At 68.9% G+C, this 16,951-nt stretch carries 15 protein-coding genes, 1 tRNA gene, 1 other RNA gene and 1 pseudogene; 7 read left to right on the forward strand and 11 right to left on the reverse strand.

Annotated features, from left to right (window positions below):
• Window positions 1-298 precede the first annotated feature (298 nt).
• On the reverse strand, window positions 299-577 hold the full coding sequence (locus tag ACIBVP_RS44580; protein WP_168522275.1) for a helix-turn-helix transcriptional regulator: 279 nt from the start codon (window positions 575-577) through the stop codon (window positions 299-301).
• Window positions 578-1,033: 456 nt separating this feature from the next.
• A complete protein-coding gene (locus ACIBVP_RS44585) occupies window positions 1,034-1,624 on the reverse strand; it encodes a hypothetical protein (protein ID WP_168522218.1) in 591 nt (196 codons plus the stop codon).
• Here ACIBVP_RS44585 and ACIBVP_RS44590 point away from each other — a divergent pair.
• The gene (locus ACIBVP_RS44590; RefSeq protein ID WP_246272384.1) at window positions 1,611-2,117 is read left to right on the forward strand and encodes a recombinase family protein; all 507 of its coding nucleotides are present in this window, start codon (window positions 1,611-1,613) and stop codon (window positions 2,115-2,117) included. The genes ACIBVP_RS44585 and ACIBVP_RS44590 overlap by 14 nt on opposite strands.
• A gap of 482 nt (window positions 2,118-2,599) precedes the next feature.
• Window positions 2,600-3,460, forward strand: a pseudogene (locus ACIBVP_RS44595) (recombinase family protein); the annotation flags it as partial.
• A gap of 883 nt (window positions 3,461-4,343) precedes the next feature.
• Here ACIBVP_RS44595 and ACIBVP_RS44600 read toward each other — a convergent pair.
• Window positions 4,344-4,416, reverse strand: a tRNA-Ala gene (locus tag ACIBVP_RS44600).
• Window positions 4,417-4,507: 91 nt separating this feature from the next.
• Between ACIBVP_RS44600 and ACIBVP_RS44605 the strand changes: the two genes are divergently transcribed.
• The gene (locus ACIBVP_RS44605) at window positions 4,508-5,833 is read left to right on the forward strand and encodes a phenylacetate--CoA ligase family protein (protein ID WP_396112671.1); all 1,326 of its coding nucleotides are present in this window, start codon (window positions 4,508-4,510) and stop codon (window positions 5,831-5,833) included.
• Here the strand turns inward: ACIBVP_RS44605 and ACIBVP_RS44610 are convergent.
• The 3 genes from ACIBVP_RS44610 to ssrA form a co-directional block, all read right to left on the reverse strand.
• On the reverse strand, window positions 5,822-6,652 hold the full coding sequence (locus ACIBVP_RS44610; protein ID WP_396112637.1) for a DsbA family protein: 831 nt from the start codon (window positions 6,650-6,652) through the stop codon (window positions 5,822-5,824). The genes ACIBVP_RS44605 and ACIBVP_RS44610 overlap by 12 nt on opposite strands.
• A 3-nt stretch (window positions 6,653-6,655) precedes the next feature.
• Complete coding sequence (locus ACIBVP_RS44615; protein ID WP_396112638.1) at window positions 6,656-7,168, reverse strand: MauE/DoxX family redox-associated membrane protein; 513 nt, start codon at window positions 7,166-7,168, stop codon at window positions 6,656-6,658.
• Between the two features lie 588 nt (window positions 7,169-7,756).
• Window positions 7,757-8,131: a transfer-messenger RNA gene (ssrA, locus tag ACIBVP_RS44620) on the reverse strand.
• A gap of 164 nt (window positions 8,132-8,295) precedes the next feature.
• Here ssrA and ACIBVP_RS44625 point away from each other — a divergent pair.
• The 3 genes from ACIBVP_RS44625 (at window position 8,296) to ACIBVP_RS44635 (ending at window position 10,885) form a co-directional block, all read left to right on the forward strand.
• Window positions 8,296-9,012 (forward strand): sensor domain-containing protein, encoded by a 717-nt coding sequence (locus ACIBVP_RS44625; RefSeq protein ID WP_396112639.1) that lies wholly within the window; start codon window positions 8,296-8,298, stop codon window positions 9,010-9,012.
• Between the two features lie 158 nt (window positions 9,013-9,170).
• Window positions 9,171-10,253 (forward strand): sensor histidine kinase, encoded by a 1,083-nt coding sequence (locus ACIBVP_RS44630; RefSeq protein WP_396112672.1) that lies wholly within the window; start codon window positions 9,171-9,173, stop codon window positions 10,251-10,253.
• Window positions 10,241-10,885, forward strand: coding sequence for a response regulator (locus tag ACIBVP_RS44635; RefSeq protein ID WP_396112640.1), 645 nt, complete (start codon window positions 10,241-10,243; stop codon window positions 10,883-10,885). Before ACIBVP_RS44630 ends, ACIBVP_RS44635 begins: the two co-directional genes overlap by 13 nt.
• Before the next feature lie 5 nt (window positions 10,886-10,890).
• Here ACIBVP_RS44635 and ACIBVP_RS44640 read toward each other — a convergent pair whose 3' ends face one another.
• Window positions 10,891-11,097: a hypothetical protein gene (locus ACIBVP_RS44640; protein ID WP_396112641.1), complete on the reverse strand. Its 207-nt coding sequence runs from the start codon at window positions 11,095-11,097 to the stop codon at window positions 10,891-10,893.
• 142 nt (window positions 11,098-11,239) lie between these two features.
• Between ACIBVP_RS44640 and ACIBVP_RS44645 the strand changes: the two genes are divergently transcribed.
• On the forward strand, window positions 11,240-12,133 hold the full coding sequence (locus ACIBVP_RS44645; RefSeq protein ID WP_396112642.1) for a sigma-70 family RNA polymerase sigma factor: 894 nt from the start codon (window positions 11,240-11,242) through the stop codon (window positions 12,131-12,133).
• A 56-nt stretch (window positions 12,134-12,189) separates the two neighbouring features.
• On the opposite strand, the gene lon is transcribed toward ACIBVP_RS44645, so the two are convergent.
• The 4 genes from lon to ftsX are packed head-to-tail and all read right to left on the reverse strand — an operon-like array spanning window position 12,190 to window position 16,932.
• Window positions 12,190-14,559, reverse strand: coding sequence for an endopeptidase La (gene lon / locus ACIBVP_RS44650; protein ID WP_396112643.1), 2,370 nt, complete (start codon window positions 14,557-14,559; stop codon window positions 12,190-12,192).
• Between the two features lie 48 nt (window positions 14,560-14,607).
• Entirely contained in the window at window positions 14,608-15,525 is a 918-nt protein-coding gene (locus tag ACIBVP_RS44655; protein ID WP_396112644.1) for an amidohydrolase family protein, read from the reverse strand.
• Window positions 15,522-15,998 carry an SsrA-binding protein SmpB gene (gene smpB, locus ACIBVP_RS44660; protein ID WP_396112645.1) on the reverse strand — a complete coding sequence of 159 codons (477 nt, stop codon included), beginning with the start codon at window positions 15,996-15,998 and terminating at the stop codon, window positions 15,522-15,524. Before smpB ends, ACIBVP_RS44655 begins: the two co-directional genes overlap by 4 nt.
• Window positions 15,999-16,029: 31 nt before the next feature.
• Window positions 16,030-16,932, reverse strand: coding sequence for a permease-like cell division protein FtsX (ftsX, locus tag ACIBVP_RS44665; RefSeq protein WP_396112646.1), 903 nt, complete (start codon window positions 16,930-16,932; stop codon window positions 16,030-16,032).
• Window positions 16,933-16,951: the final 19 nt, after the last annotated feature.

Here is a 16,951-nt window from a genome sequence, read left to right on the forward strand (position 1 = left end):
CCGCCGATCGGACTATCCGCGGGCAAGGCCGCTACAAGGGCCGGGCTACCCCGCCACCCGTGACCGATCAACAGTGTCTGACCGGCGAGAGAACGATGTCCTGGAGTATGCGCGGCCGGTACGTGCCCGGATGCGGTCCGAGCCATCGCACCGAGTCGAACTGTCTGCGCTTCGCGCTCAGCTGGTATCGGCAGATCCGAACCACGCTGGGGTCGGCGGGACTGTCTGCGGACAGCGTGTCCCCGCAGGTATCGAGGAGGGCCGCGTGATGGCCGTCGCCGCGTTCGCCGCCGAGGGCTCACTGCTCGTCGCGGGACTCCGCGGTGTCCGGTTCGACGAGCGAGACGTCACGTGGCGTGTCGATTCCGAACAGCTCGTTGGGCGTGCACCGCAGCGTCGTGCACAACGCCTGCAAGGTCACCACCTTCACCTGGACCGGTTGCCTCTTGATCAGCACGTCAACCGACTGGAGGGACAGCTCGAACCCGGCGCGCTGGATGAGGAGTTCGCGCAGCTGAGTCGCGTTCCAGACGTCGCGGGAGGCCATGACCTTCCGCAGCCGCCACTCGATCTGCACCCGCTGCCGTCCCGTGTTCGTCGCTCCGAGGCGCTTCGCGCCGTCGCCAACCGACGCTCAGTGTCCCCGATGGCGACGAAGGCCGGCCGTCGCACGTCCGGCGTGTTCAGCAGACACACGCCGATCAACAAGCATGACTTGAGCTACTAAGGTTTTACCGGATTTACTCAGGTGCTACCTTAGTTGAATGGCAGACCTGTCCCCGGTTCGAGAGAAAGGAGGTGCTTCGGCGCCCATCACGTTCACCGCCATGCCGACGCACCGCAGTCCGCTGCCAGCGCCGGTAGCGATCTTCTGGACTCGCGTCGACCGCTCACCTCGCGCTGACGAGGTGATCCAGTACCAGTTCGGCCCCGCCGAACGGCAAGAGTCCAGCACGGCCACGAGCGCCGGCCCCGTACATGTGCACTCGGGGAGTAGAGGCCCGTGGGTCGTGACAGCTTCGGCGGTCCCAGCTCATTCAACGCACGTCATGGTGCGTGCCCGCGTCGCCGCGAAACCCGCCTCGCGCGGACCGGCGACCGCAGGTGTCAACGGCTGGGAGCGCCCGCTGTGTCGACGGTTCCTGTCGCCGACCAGCAGCCCCGTGAACCTCCGCCAGCCGCGGGCTTCATGGGCACGAAGGGGGCGCTCATGTGCGCTCAACCTCGCAACCCTGACCAGACCAACGACAACTGCGCCGACGTTCCTTCTCCGGCTGACCAGGAGCAGCAAGGAAGCCCCGTCAACGCGTCGAACAGGCAACCCCGACGGCGCGTTGGCGCGGGCAGAGCTGTGCGCAACGTGGTGGTGCGCGGCGTCCGCCGCGATCCACCGGACATGCACAAGCTCGCGCGGGTGGTCGCCTGCCTCGCAGCCGACCTGCTGCAGGCCGAAGCCAGCGAACAAACGCTGCCCGCCGAGCCAGGCGCTGCGGACGCCGGCCACCGCGACCACCGCCGCGACGCGGCATGACGCCGCCCATTCGCGCTTGCGCAACGAACGCAGCAGAACGAAGCCGCTCGCCAATGACTCGAAAGGACGGTCCAGCACGATGCCGCCTGTCACTTGCGATCCCCGCAGTCGTCGCGACACACACCCACGAACTCGACGGTCGGTACGCGTCGGCCTCTACCAGCGGTGGCCCACGCTCCGCGAAAGTGACCACCTGCAGACCTACGTCGCGTCCCAACCCGGTTGGCACATCGCTCTCCGCAGCAGCGACTACGCATCAGGCGGCACGCTGAAACGTCCAGGGCTGCAACGGATATTGGCGGCAGCCCGATCCGGAGTCATCGACGTGCTCGTCGTCAATCACCTGTACAGCCTGTCCCGCAAGACGCAGCACCTCGCCTTCGTTCTCAGCGAGCTGACGTCCCGAGGCGTGCGGGTCGTCTCGGCCGCCGATCCCGCCCTCGACACCGAGACCGCGCACGGCCTCTTTCTCGTGCGCGTGGTGACCGCCGTCGCGGAGATCGAGCAGACGGGAGCAGTCGCAGATCGACGCGACCGTCGTCGGCACGAGCAGCGATCCGACAACGAGTCGCCGCTCGCGGGCTAGCCGCAAATCCCGCCGGGGCCCACTCCGCCGAACAACACCAACCAATCCGAACGACCCACAACGAGGTGTCATGACCAGCGCGTACGCCAACTCGGACAACGAACGTCAGCAGCGCTGTCCTGTCCCCACGCAGCGACCATCGGATGCCCCCGCGACCGACGCCCGAGCAGTGATCTACATACGCGTGGCCTCCGACCGGGCCGAGAGCGAGCACAGCGTCACGGCCCAGCGTGAGGCATGCCTGCGCAGGGCCAGGGAACTGGGCTTGTCGGTCATCGACGAGTACGTCGCCCCACGCGCTCGACTCTGGCGACGGCCGAAGTGCCAACCGTTCCGACGCATCCTCGCGCGGTTCCGCAGCCGGTGAGACACAGCAACCCCGCCACGAATTCGCCGCTCGCCGGAAGCGCGCGATCCAGCCGCCAGGACCCACTCGCCGGCTGCACGGTCCACCGTCCAGGCCGCCCTCAGAAGGAGGTGTCATGACCAGCGCTTATGCCGACTTCATCGACGAACTGCAGCAGGACGTCACCATCCCCATCCAGCCGCCGACGGACGACCTTGCCCCCGGCACCCGCGCAGTGATCTACCTGCGCGTGTCCTCGACCGGGCAAGTCCGCACCGACTACAACCCAGAAGGCATCTCCATCCCGGCCCAACGGGAAGCGTGCCTTCGCAAGGCGCGAGACCTCGGCGTCACGGTCATCGACGAGTACGTCGAACCCGGACGCTCGGGAACGGAGATGACCAAACGCGAAGCATTCCAACAGATGCTCGCGCGGGTCCGCAGCCAAGGCGACGTCGACGTCATCATCATCTACCAGCTCTCGCGCATGGCGCGGAACCGCTACGACGACGCGATCGTCATGGCAGACCTGCGCAAGCGCGGCGTCACCCTGGTCTCGGCCACCGAAGCCATCGACGACACCCCGGTCGGCCAGCTGATGCACGGCATCCTGACCACGTTCAACGAGTACCAATCCCGCCAGTCCGGTGCCGACATCGCATACAAGATGGGCCAGAAGGCGCGCAACGGCGGCACGCTCGGCCGCGCGAAACTCGGCTACCTCAACCACATCGACCACTCCGACGGCCGCGTGATCCGCACGATCATCGTCGACCCCGAACGGGCGCCCTTTGTCCAGCTGGGTTTCGAGCTCTTCGCCACCGGCGACTACACGCAAGAAGAGCTGGCTGACGAGCTCTACGACCGCGGCCTACGCACCAGGGCCACCCGGCGACACCCCGCCAAGAAGATCTCCGAGAACAAGATTTCGCAAATGCTGCGCGATCGCTACTACCTCGGATACGTCGAGTACGACGGCGAAGAAATCCAGGGGCGACACGAGCCCCTCATCGACGAGGACCTCTTCGACACCGTCCAGGAGATCCTCGAATCTCGCATGACGGCACAAGAACGCCGTCGCGTCCACCACCACTACCTCAAGGGATCACTCTTCTGTGGACGCTGCCAACGCGACGGCATCAAGCGGCGGATGATCATCCAACGGACCATCAACTCCAAGGGCGCCGAGTACCTGTACTTCTTCTGCCGCGGCCGGCAAAAGGGACTGTGCCAAGCACCCCACGTCAACGTCACGCTCGTCGAGGACGCGGTTGAGCGCCACTACTCCGCGATTCGCTTCAGCCAGCCGTTCATCGCTGACATGCGCGATCAGATCGATGCCGTGCTCGGCGAGCAGGAAAAGTCCGCACGCCTCCTGCGCAAGCAGATCACCGCACAGCTCAAGGAACTCGACACGAAGGAGGAGAACTTGATCGACCTCGCCGCCGACAGCACGCTGCCTCGGACCAAGGTCAAGGAGAAGCTACGCGACATCGCCCGCGAACGCCGCCGGCTGGAGGAGCGCCTCGACACAGCCAACGCCGACCTCACCGACAGCGCCCAGCTCGTCAACGCCAGCCTTGCCCTCCTCGAACAGCCCGACCAGCTATACCGACGCTGCAACGACCAACAGCGGCGCCTCCTCAACCAAGCGATCTTCCACGCCCTCTACATCGAGGACGACAAGATCACAGACGGTGAGCTCCGTGAGCCCTTCGGCGAACTCCACGCCATCCAAGATCAGCGGACCGCCGCACCCAACGCGGAGGACACAAGCAAAAGGACCACCCGCAACGCGGGTGGTCCTTGCACGCCGTCAAGCGTCACGGTCCTACTTCGCGGCCTTCATTCAGGCACTTGTTCTAGTAAGACCCCTAGGGTGGAGCTGAGGGGGTTCGAACCCCTGACCCCCACACTGCCAGTGTGGTGCGCTACCAGCTGCGCTACAGCCCCTTGTGCTCGTACAAGATACCTCCCCGTTCAGGGGGCGTTGCAGCGGGGTCGGTCCTTCCGCAATGGCCTGGTCACGTGCTACACCCACTCCGTGGTCGCTGATGCCCTCGTGGTGCCCCTTGTCGAGCCCGACGCGGAGGGGACGGATCCCGCACGTCGCCGGGAGCTGCAGGAACAGCGGTTGCGGGGGCTGGTCGACCGGCTGCTCGCGGCCGGTGGGCTGCAGGCGCGCCGGCTGGTGGACGCCGGGGTGCGGGCCGGCGCGGACGTGTCACTGGACGACATCCATCGGTTGCCCACGGTCACTAAGCGTGACCTGTGGGATCACTACCCGGAGGGCCTGCGGGCGGCGCCGGTCGAGGACGTCGTGTGCGTGCACGGCTCGTCGGGGACCGGTGGCCGGCCGACGCTGGTGCCGTACACGGCCGCCGACGTGGACGTGTGGGCGCAGGTCATGGCCCGTGCGCTGGGTGGGGCGGGCGCGACGCGGCGGAGCTTGGTGCACAACGCGTACGGCTACGGTCTGTTCACCGGCGGTCTCGGCGTGCACCACGGTGGGATGCGGCTCGGCGCGACCGTCCTCCCTCTTTCGGGTGGGATGACGGACCGGCAGGTGCGGATGATCGTGGACCTGAAGCCGGACATCCTGACGTGCACGCCGTCGTACGCGATCTTCCTCGGGGAGGCGATGGCGGCGGCGGGGATCGGGCCGACGAGTCTGCGGGCCGGGCTGTTCGGTGCGGAGCCGTGGACGAACGAGATGCGCGCGCAGATCGAGCGGCTGCTGGGGTTGCGTGCGCTCGACATCTACGGTCTGTCGGAGATCATCGGGCCCGGGGTGGCGGCCGAGTCGCTGGATTCGGACGGCATGTTGAACGTCGCCGAGGACCATTTCTTCGTGGAGGCGGTCGGCGCGGACGGCAGGCCGGTGCCGGACGGCACACCGGGTGAGCTGGTGTTCACGACGTTGACGAAGACGGGCATGCCGCTGCTGCGCTACCGCTCGGGCGACGTGGCCACGCTGGCGGGCCCGGTGCCGGGTGCGCCGAGGACGCTGCGGCGCATGTCGAAGCTGCTGGGCCGCACCGACGACATGCTGGTGGTCCGCGGCGTGAACGTGTTCCCGACGGAGATCGAGGCGGTGCTGCTCGCCGACGACCGGGTCAGCCCGCACTACCTGGTGGTGGAGGATCGGCGGGACCCGGCGCGCCCGGAGCTGCGGGTGGCGGTGGAGCAGACGGCGGGGGACGCGTCACTCGCCGCCGACCTGGACGTGGCGCTGCGGGAGCGGCTGGGCATCACGTGTGTGGTGCACGTGCTGGCCGCGGGCAGCGTGCCGCGTACCGAGGTCGGCAAGGCGAAGCGGTTCGTGCGCTGGTCGGAGGGTCCGCCGCCGCTGGCCGGGCTAGGCGGCTGACTTGACGAGCTGGTCCAGCCAGTCGGACTTGGACGTGTCGACGACCTTCTCCTCCACCGCGATGGTCGGGGTGCCGAAGCCCTTGGACCCGTCCGGGAACTCCTGCTGCAGGTAGGGCGCGGCCTTGACGTCGTCGAAGTTCTGCTGGACGAGGTCGTTGTAGGTGCCGTCGACGACGCACTTCTCGAACGTCGTGCCCGAGATGCCGAGCTGTTCGCCGAGCTTGGCGAGCTGCCGGCGGTCCCAGCCACGGCTGCCTTCCTCGGGCTGGTCGCCGAAGAGGCTCTTGTGGAACGCGGGGAACTGGCCCGCGTCGGCGGCGCACAGACCGGCGTTGGCGGAGTCCATGGAGTAGCCGGGCGGGTCGGAGCGCTCGTTGAGCATGGGCAGCATGTGGTAGCGGACCTTGACGGTGCCGTCGGCGACGTGCTTCTCGATGTCGTCGCCGTAGGTCTCCTCGAAGACGCGGCAGGCCGGGCAGAGGAAGTCCTCGTAGACGTCGAGGGTGACCTTGGCGTCGTCGTCGCCGACGACGACGATCCCGCCGTCGCGGGCCACGGGGTAGTCGGCCTCGGCGGCGTCGGACTGCTGGGAGGCGCCGGGCCGGGCCTGGATGTCCTGGCCTTCGGTGGCGTTCTTCTGGTTGTTGTAGATCAGCACACCGCCGATGACGGCGATGGCCACGACGACGACCACGACGGCGCCGACCGCGATCTTCTTGCGGTCGGTGCTCCTGCGGGCGGCGGCGACCGCCGTGCTCCGGCCGGTCGCCGTCTGCGCCTGGCGCTTCTTGCGAGCGTTGCGCTCAGCTCCACCCACCGATCAAGTCCTTCCCTGTGTGTCCACGGTTTCCACCTCGGGACCGCGGACGGTAAGCCATCCGTCGAGCGACGCCAGGCTGCGCGGCCGCACTGCCAGCCAGCCGGCGAGCAACAGGAACCCGATGTCCCGTGCGAGTTCCTGCGGGTACCGCGTCTCGCCGGCGGCGATCTGCCCGCCCCCGCCGAAGCACCCGCAGTCAATGGTGAGCCCGCGCGCCCACGACTGCGCGACACCGAAGACGAACGCGACCAGCACCACCGCGGACGCGATGGCGACGAGCCGTGTGCCGAGCCCGGCGAGCAGCAGCACCCCGAGCAGGAGCTCGAGGAACGGCAACCCGGCGGCCACGACGCTGACGGCCCCGGCGGGCAGCAGGTCGTAGGCCTGCACCGCGATGTAGGTCTGGTTGAGGTCGCTGACCTTGATCGCTCCGGACACCAGCCACACAGCGGCCAGGCCGAGCCTGACGAGCAGGCCGATCACGTCGAGCGCCCGCGCGGACGGACGAACCACGTCCCGAAAGCTACCGAACCCGCCTTAGCGCAACCTGAGAGCCCGTCGCCGCAGGTAGGCCCCCACCACGGCGCCGAACACAAGGTGGTCCACAACCTGCGGAAAAACCGGCAAAGCACGCACAGCGGCAGTCCGCCGCCCCGGCATCGAAAGGTCGAGCAACGCGATCACACCCCCGGCGAAAACGCCTGCCAGCACAGTGCCACGCCGAGGCAACACCCGCTCCAGAACAACCCCCCACCAGGCGGAAACCCCAAAATGCACCGGCAAAGCCGCGACAAGCAACGGAAGATCCCGCTCCTCAGCAGGCAGAAGCACCTTCCCAGCCGCCCGGGAGGCCCCCAACACATCCCGCCGAGCACCCAGGGCATGCAACGTGGACGGCACCCCACTGACAACCCCACCAACAACCCCAGCCAACACGCCAACAGGCATCGGCATCGACCTCCTCCCAACCACCCCACACGTAACCACGCTGGGTCAGGAACCACCCGCACCGTGGGGGGCTTGGGGGGCTCGGCCCCCCAACACGATGACGGCCGACCCGGCGAGGTTGCCAACGGCAACCGAGCAGGGTCGGCCAGAGGTCGGTGGAGGTGCCGGGAATCGAACCCGGGTCCTCTGTCGCCTCATCAAGGCTTCTCCGTGCGCAGTTCACTGTGTCTCTACTTGACCCCACCGGTCACGTGAACTAGCCGGTGTGACGGGCCCAGCCGCTGTGGTTGTCCCGCTACAGGTCCGCGGCCGACCCGTGGCGGTAAGCCTCCTAGCTGATGCCGGCGAACCGGGTCGGAGGCGACCCCGGGCCGACAGACATCGCTACTCGCTCAGGCGGCGAGAGCGACGTCGCGCTGGTTACTAACCTTGGCGCTTATTGGTTTGCAGCGACGCTTGAGGTGGTCATCTGCCTGCACCTGCACGCTTCCCTTGAATCAACGTCCAGAGTCGAAACCGTTCACCCCCTTGGTGGGACTGTGTCTCGACCAGCATAACGCCCGACGGCCCCCGGATCATTCCGGTTAACGGAGGTAGGGATAACCCCACCCCGAAGTCGGTGGTCCTCCTCATGGTTTCGCCCCGCGCGTCGCGGGATCGTGGTCCTGCGACACCGACGAAGGAGACCAGAGATGACCACCAGCACTGTGCGCGACGGCACCCGGCCGAACCCTCCGCTGCTCGGCGCGCTCGCGTACCTGGTGATGAACCTGCCGGTGGGGATCGCGTCGTTCGTGTTCGTCGTGACGACGATGGCGGTCGGTGTGAGCACGGTGATCATCTGGGTGGGGCTGGCGGTGCTGGCGCTGGCAGTGCTGGGCATGCGGGGCATGGCGACGCTGGAGCGGATGCGGGTGCACGGCATGCTGGGCACGTACGTGGCCTCGCCGTACCGCCCCGCCGGGCAGAAGTCCCGCTGGCTGACCGGCGCGAAGGACCCCGCGACCTGGAAGGACATGGTCTACCTGCTGCTGATGCTGCCGGTGGGCATCGCGGAGTTCACGATCGTGGTGGTGCTGTGGTCGGTGTCGCTGTACCTGATGTTCCTGCCGCTGTACTGGAACTGGATGCCCACCGACTGGCAGATCGTCCTGTGGGATCACCCGGTCTGGCACATCGACTCGTGGATGGGCACGCTGCCGTTCGCGGGGCTGGGTGTGCTGGTGCTGGCGTTGGCGGTCACCGTGACGAAGGGCCTCGGCACGCTGCACGCCCGGTACGCGAGGGCGATGCTGGGCCCGAGCGAGCGGCACATCGCGCGGCTGGAGGGCCTGTCGACGGCGGGCGCGATCGACTGGTCGAACGAGTGGCCGTCGAACTCGATGAACTTCGGGCCGGTGACGCGATGAGCAGCCCGGCGCCGGACCAGCCGCAGCTGTATTTGGTTCCCGGGGACGAGCAGGTGGATGCTGACACCGTGGCAGCGCCTGTCAGGAACAATCCCGTGCCGGAGCCGGAGACCGAGCAGCCGACGCTTGTCAGCCGGGGGTTCAAGGCCGCGGGCTTCATGGTTTCCGCGTTCCCGGTCAACGTGCTGGCGTTCGTCCTGATCGTGGCCCTGTTCTCGGCGGGCATCGGCACGCTGGTGGTGTGGCTGGGGCTGGCGATCCTGTTGCTGGCGACGAAGGTGGTGTTCGGGTTCGCGCAGGCGAACCGGGCGCTGATCCGCGGCACGCTGGGCGTGGACATCCCGGCCCCGAAGATCGCCTACGACGATTCCGGCACGTTCTGGCAGCGCTACGTGCGCAAGCTGACGCATCCGCAGATGTGGCGCAACCTCGCGTACCTGCTGATCGCGTTCCCGCTGGCGTGTTTCGAGCTGCCGCTGGCGTTGGTCGGCATCGTGATCCTGCCGGTGGGCCTGTTCGTGCTGCCGGTGGTCGCGGCGCTGCACGTCCTGCTGGCGAAGTGGCTGCTGGGCCCGACCGAGACCGAGGCGCTGACGCAGAAGGCGGAGCACCTGCAGGCCTCCCGTGCGCGTGGGGTGGACGCGGCGGAGGCGGAGCGGCGGCGCATCGAGCGCGACCTGCACGACGGCGCGCAGCAGCGGCTGGTCGCGGTCGCCATGGGCCTGGGCAGGGCGAAGAACAAGATGGACGCCGACCCGGACGCGGCGAAGGCGCTGATCGACGAGGCGCACGCGGACGCGAAGCTCGCGGTGTCGGAGCTGCGTGACCTGGCGCGGGGTATCTATCCGGCGGTGCTGGGCGACCGGGGGCTGGACGCGGCGCTGTCGTCGCTGGCGGCGAAGTGCCCGATCCCGGTCGAGGTGAACGTGCTGATCGAACCGCGACCGCCCGCGGCGGTGGAGTCGACGGCGTACTTCATCGTCGGCGAGTGCCTCACGAACATCGCGAAGCACTCGGGCGCGAAGGAGGCGAAGGTCAACGCGTGGCGGGAGGACCGGCCGACCGGTGTGCTGGTGATCGTGGAGATCACCGACGACGGCGCGGGTGGCGCGTCGCTGCGGCCGGGCGGTGGCCTGGCGGGGCTCGCGGACCGGGCTGCCACGATTGACGGCGTGATGACGGTGGTGAGCCCCCTCGGCGGGCCGACGGTGATCAGGGCGGACCTGCCATGCGCGTGGTGATCGCGGAGGATTCGGTGCTGCTGCGCGCGGGCATCGAACGCCTGCTGGCGGACGAGGACATCGAGGTGGTGGCCGCGACCGAGGACGGGGACGGTCTGCTGGTCGCGGTGAGCGAGCACCGCCCGGACCTCGCGATCGTGGACGTGCGGATGCCGCCGTCGTTCACCGACGAGGGTCTGCGTGCCGCGTTGAAGGCACGCGAGAACCAGCCGGGTCTGCCGGTGCTGGTGCTGTCGCAGTACGTGGAGGAGCGCTACGCGGTGGAGCTCCTGTCCGGCGGCGCGGGCGGTGTCGGCTACCTGCTGAAGGAGCGGGTGGCGGACGTCGCCGAGTTCGTCGACGCGGTGCAGCGGGTCGCGGGCGGCGGCACGTGCATCGACCAGGAGGTGATCGCACAGCTCATGGCCAGAGGTCGACGAAACCCGATCGACGTGCTGACCCCACGTGAGCGCGAGGTCCTCGGGCTGATGGCGCAGGGGTTGACGAACGTGGCCATCGCGAAGTCGCTGACCGTGTCGGACGGCGCGGTCGAGAAGCACGTCGGGAACATCTTCTCGAAGCTGGGGCTGGAGCCGAGCGCGGAGGAACACCGCCGCGTGCGGGCGGTGCTGACCTTTCTCGAGCGGGGGTAGCGGCACTAGGTCCGCTCACGTCGAGGTCGTCGAGGTCGTCGCGCTCCGCCGCTGCCGCGGCGGAAGCAGGCGTTGATCAGGCGTTCCACGTCGTGTACCGGAATGCGCCAGCGGCGGTGGGCGAGGACCGCGAGCAGGAACAACGTCGGGCGGCCCAAGCCGAGGACCGCGCCGGCCAGCAGGATGCCGGTCAGTTGCCAGGGGTTCGTCACGTGGTCCGAACACGCGGCCTCGCACGGTATGACGGCGGCACCCGTGACCGTCGGCCCGATTCACCCGGGTGAGTGGCGTCATGTCACGTGACCACGCGTGTTCCGTTCGTGACCACTGCTGTCACCACAGGAGCACAACGGAATGGCTGACGAGAAGACGATCCCGGGTCCGAGCGACAGCGAGTTGATCGAGTCGGTCCGCGCGGGCGGCGACGACGCGTATGCCGAGCTGTACGAACGGCACTCCGCCGCCGGGCGTCGCGCCGCACGGCAGCTGGCGTGGTCCCGGCACGAGGCCGACGACTACGTGGCGGAGGCGTTCGCCCGGGTCCTGGACACGTTGCGTGCCGGGGGCGGGCCTGATCACGCCTTTCGGCCGTACCTGTTGGTCGCGATCAAGCACGTCGCCTACAACCGGGAACGCAAGGACCGGCCGCTGCGTTTCTCCGACGACGTGACGACAACGCTGGGCGTCCGGCTGGAGTCGATCAGCGAGCCGTTCCAGGACACCGAAGCCACGAAGCTGGAGCGGTCCCTGGTCCTGAAGGCCTTCTCCCGGCTGCCTGAACGCTGGCAGGCGGTCCTGTGGCACACCGAGGTCGAAGACGAGTCACCCGCACAGCTCGCGCCACTCATGGGGCTGACGCCCAACGGTGTCTCGGCTCTTGCCTACCGCGCTCGCGAGGGGCTGCGGCAGGCCTACCTCCAGGTCCACCTGACCGGGACGCCCCCGGACGACTGCCGCCCGACGTTCGACCGGCTCGGTCGCTGGACCCGCGGTGGCGTGTCCAAACGGGACGCCGCCCGGATCCGCGAGCACCTGGAGAGCTGCCGGCGCTGCCGCGGGTTCGCCGACGAACTGGCCGACCTGAACGGGGTTCTGCGGGCGTTCCTCGCCGCGCTCGTGCTGGGTACGGCCGGGGCGGCCTACCTGTCCGCGCGCGACGTGCGGGAGCCGGCGGCCGACGGTGTCCCGGCGGACGAACCCAGCCCGTCGGCGTGGCAGCCGGCCACGGGGCCGGTGTTCGGCACATGACCGTCGGCACGGACACCCCGCCGGGGATGGGGTGTCCGTGCCGTCAGGGCATGACCTCAGGCCGCCACGGTCGCGGCGGTGCGTGCCGGGGCCAGGGCCACCGCCAGCACCTCACGCACGTCGGACGCCAGGTGCACGGTCAGTTCGTCCAGCACCGACTCCGGCACGTCCTCGAGGTCGGGTTCGTTGCGCTTCGGCAGCACCACGTCCGTGATCCCGGCCCGGTGGGCGGCGAGCAGCTTCTGCTTCACCCCACCGATCGGCAGGACGCGCCCGGTCAGGGACACCTCGCCGGTCATCGCGACGTCCGCGCGGACCGGGCGGCCCGACAGGAGCGAGGCCAGCGCGGTCGTCATGGTGACGCCCGCGGACGGCCCGTCCTTGGGGACCGCGCCCGCCGGGACGTGGATGTGCACGCCCTGGTCGACGAGCGAGTCGACCGGCACGTCCAGCACGTCGCCGTGCGAACGCAGGTATGACAGCGCGATCTGCGCCGACTCCTTCATCACGTCACCGAGCTGGCCGGTCAGCGTGACGCCGGTGGCACCGGAGTCCTTCGACGCGACCGACGCCTCGACGAACAGCACGTCGCCGCCCGCGCCGGTGACCGCCAGGCCCGTCGCCACGCCGGGCACCGCCGTGCGTTCGGCGGACTCCGGCGTGAACTTCGGCTGGCCGAGGTAGGTGCGCAGGTCACCGAGGTCCACGGTGAGCGGCAGCGTCACCGACTCCAGCGCCAGGGACGCGGTGATCTTGCGGAGCACCCGCGCGATCGACCGCTCCAGCTGCCGCACGCCTGCCTCGCGGGTGTACTCGCCCGCCATCAGCCGCAGCGCGTCGTCGGTCAGCGTCACCTCGTCGGCCGCCAGGCCCGCACGTTCGAGCTGCCTCGGCAGCAGGTGGTCGCGGGCGATGGTGACCTTCTCGTCCTCGGTGTAGCCGTCGAGCCGCACCAGTTCCATGCGGTCCAGCAGCGGCGCCGGGATGGACTCGATGACGTTCGCGGTCGCCAGGAACACGACGTCCGACAGGTCCAGCTCGACCTCGAGGTAGTGGTCGCGGAACGTGTGGTTCTGCGCCGGGTCCAGCACCTCGAGCAGCGCGGCGGTCGGGTCGCCCCGGTAGTCGGCGCCGACCTTGTCGATCTCGTCGAGCAGCACGACCGGGTTCATCGAGCCCGCCTCGGAGATGGCGCGGACGATGCGGCCGGGCAGCGCGCCGACGTAGGTGCGCCGGTGGCCGCGGATCTCCGCCTCGTCACGGACGCCACCCAGGGCGACGCGCACGAACTCGCGGCCCATGGCCCGCGCGACCGACTCACCCAGCGACGTCTTGCCGACCCCGGGCGGACCGGCGAGCGCCAGCACGGCGCCGCTGCGCCGGCCGCCGACGACACCGAGACCACGCTGCTCGCGCCGCTTGCGGACGGCCAGGTACTCGATGATGCGGTCCTTCACGTCCTCGAGCCCGGCGTGGTCGGTGTCCAGGATCTCCCGCGCGCCCTGGATGTCGTAGGCGTCGTCGGTGCGGGTGTTCCACGGCATCTCCAGCACCGTGTCCAGCCAGGTGCGGATCCAGCCCACCTCGGGCGACTGGTCGGAGGTCCGTTCCAGCTTGTCGACCTCCGCCAACGCGGCTTCGCGAACCTTCTCGGGCAGGTCGGCGGCCTCGACGCGGGCGCGGTAGTCCTGCTCCTCGGTGTCGGGCTTGCCGTCCAGCTCGGCCAGTTCCTTGCGGATCGCGGCGAGCTGCTGGCGCAGCAGGAACTCCCGCTGCTGGCGCTCCATGCCTTCCTGGACGTCCTTGCGGATGGTCTCCGCGACGTCCAGTTCGGCCAGGTGCTCGCGGGTCCATTCGAGCAGCTTCTCGAGCCGCTCGGTGACGTCCGCGGTCTCCAGCAGCCACAGCTTCTGCTCGTCGTCCAGCCAGGACGCGTAGCCGGCCATGTCGGCGAGCGCGGACGGGTCGGCCTCGGACTGCACCGAGTCGACGACCTGCCACGCGCCACGCTCCTGGAGCATGGTGATGACCAGCGCCTTGTACTCCTTGGCCAGCTCCTGCGTGCGGCCGGTCACGGGCGGCTCGTCGGCCACCTCGACCTCGACCCACAGCGCGGCGCCGGGCCCGGTCGTGCCCGCGCCGATGCGGACGCGCTGGGTGCCGCGGACCACGGCGGCTCGCTCGCCGCCCGGCATGCGGCCGACCTGCTCGACGACGCCGAGCACACCGGCGCGTGCGTACTTGCCTTCCAGGCGCGGCACCATCACCACGCGCGGCCGTTCCCCTTCGGTGGCCGCCTGCGCGGCCTCCACCGCGGCCCTGACCTCGGCGCCGTCGGTACCGGCCATGCGGATCGGCACGACCATCCCCGGCAGCAGCACCGTGTCGTCCAGCGGCAGCACCGGAAGCGTCAACGACTCTGCCATGAGTCCACCCTCCAAAGTTGAGTCTGACCTACTCAACCCAGGAGGGGTTCAGGATGTTTCCGCTGGCTGTTCGCTCAGAGAGAGCAAGCGGCGCGGGGTGTCCCACAGCACCGCACGCAGGAAGTTCTCGCCGAGACGGTCGTCCTCGGCGGCCCAGCCCGCGATGGCGCGGAGCTGGGTGGCGTAGTCGTACGGGATGGACGGGAAGTCCGTGCCGAGCGCGACACGGTCGGGGTGCGCGGCCAGGCGGGCGACCCAGTCACCCGGCAGGTGCTGGTCCGCGCGGTTGAACGGGACGCCGACCATGGTGGTGTCGAGGTGCACGCCGTCGTAGCGGTCGACGAGGTCGAGCGCAAGCGTGAACTCGGGTGCCCCGGCGTGCGCGAGCACGGCCACCAGCCGCGGGTGGCGGCGCAGCACGTCCTCGAACACGTCGAGCCCGGTGTACTTGCCCGCGACCGGCCCGTGCCCGCAGTGGACGACGACCGGCACCCCGGCCTCGGCGAGGAGCCCCCAGACGGGGTCGAGCAACTCGTCGCGCGGGTCGTAGGCACCGACCTGCACGTGTGACTTCACGCAGCGAACGCCCTGGTCGATGGCGTCGGCGAGGTACTCGGGAGCGCCGGGTTCGGGGAAGCACGTGGCGGTCGGCACGGCCTCGGGGGTGGTCGCGGCGAACTCGCGGACCCACTCGTTCAGCCACGCCGCCATGTCCGGTTTGTGCGGGTACACGAGCGGCGCGAACCGCTGTACGCCCAGGTCACGCAGGATGGCGAGCCGTTCGGCGGCGGGCAGCCGGTAGTGGATGGGCCACTCCGTGCCGTACTCGGCGCTGGCCCGGTCGAAGAACCCCCACACCTTCTTCTGCACGGGTTCGGGCAGGAAGTGGACGTGCAGGTCGGTCAGCCCGGGGAGGCCCAGCGCCGCGGTGAACGCCGGGACCTCCGCGTCGGACTCGGGTGTCAACGGCGGCCCTTCAGCGCCCTGCCGTGGGCGCGCGCGATCTCCCGCTGCGCGTCCCGCTTGGCCAACGACTGCCGCTTGTCGTATTCCTTCTTGCCCCTGGCCAGCGCCAACTCGACCTTGACCTTGCCGTCCTTGAAGTACATGGACAGCGGCACCAGCGCCGTGCCGCCCTCTTTCGTCTTGCCGATCAGGCGCTCGATCTCGCGCCTGTGCAGCAGGAGCTTGCGGGTGCGGCGCGGCGTGTGGTTGGTCCACGTGCCGAGCACGTACTCCGGGATGTGGAGGTTGCGCAGCCACACCTCGCCGTCGTCGACCGTGGCGAACGCGTCCACGAGCGACGCACGGCCGAGGCGCAGCGACTTGACCTCGGTGCCCATGAGGGCGATCCCGGCCTCGTACGTGTCCAGGATCGTGTAGTCGTGCCGAGCCTTGCGGTTCTGCACGATCACCTTCTGGCCACGTTCTTTCGACATGGTGACAACTCTACGTGTCCACGCACGCCGTTTACTGGCGCACGTACAGGCGGAGCGTCACGTAGCCGGTGATCGCCGTGATGGCGACCGCGGTGAGCACCAGCCACGGTGACACCAGCAGGATGTCGATGCCCTCGATCCGTCTGAGCACACCCGACTCGAACAACCCGCCCAGCGCGCGGTCGATGAACCACGACTTGACGAATATGAGCAGGCCGATCCCGAGGAACGAACCGAGGAGGCCCGCGACCACCGCCTCCAGGAGGAACGGCAGCTGGGTATACCAGCGGGTCGCGCCGACCAGGCGCATGATGCCGACTTCCGTCCGTCTCGTGAAGGCCGACATCTGGACGGTGTTGGAGATCAGCAGGAGCGCCGCGACCGCCTGGATGAGCGCGATCACGAACGTGAAGTCCCGGCCGCCCTTGAAGCCTTCGAACAGGCCTTCGAGGTACTGGCTCTGGTCGGTGACGGAGTCGACGCCGACACGGCCCGAGAAGGTCTGGATGATCACGTCCGAGCGGTCGGGCTGGTAGAGCTTCACGCTGAACGACGCGGGCAGCGCCTCCGGCCGGGCGAGTTTCACCAGCTCAGGCTGCGCCTCGAAGATCTGCTTGAACCGCTCGTAGGCGTCGTCACGGTTCTGGTAGGTGACCCGCTCGACCGCCGGGTCGCTCTCCAGGTCGGCACGCAGCGTGCGACAGGGATCGTTCTGGCATTCCTTGTCGTTGGCGCTGATGTCGTTGGTCAGGAAGACGTTGACCTGGACCCTGTCCTCGTAGACCTCCTGGGTCTTGTCGATCATCCGCACCACGACGAGCCCGATACCCAGCATCAAGAGCGAGATCGAGGTCGTGAGGATCATCGCGATGGTCATGGTCACGTTCCGGCGCAGGCCGGTCAGGACCTCGCTGAGAACAAAGCTGGCACGCATCGGGGGAAGGCGTCCTTGT

This window comes from Actinophytocola sp. NPDC049390 (assembly GCF_044466355.1).
In the GTDB taxonomy this organism is placed as follows: Bacteria; Actinomycetota; Actinomycetes; order Mycobacteriales; family Pseudonocardiaceae; genus Actinophytocola.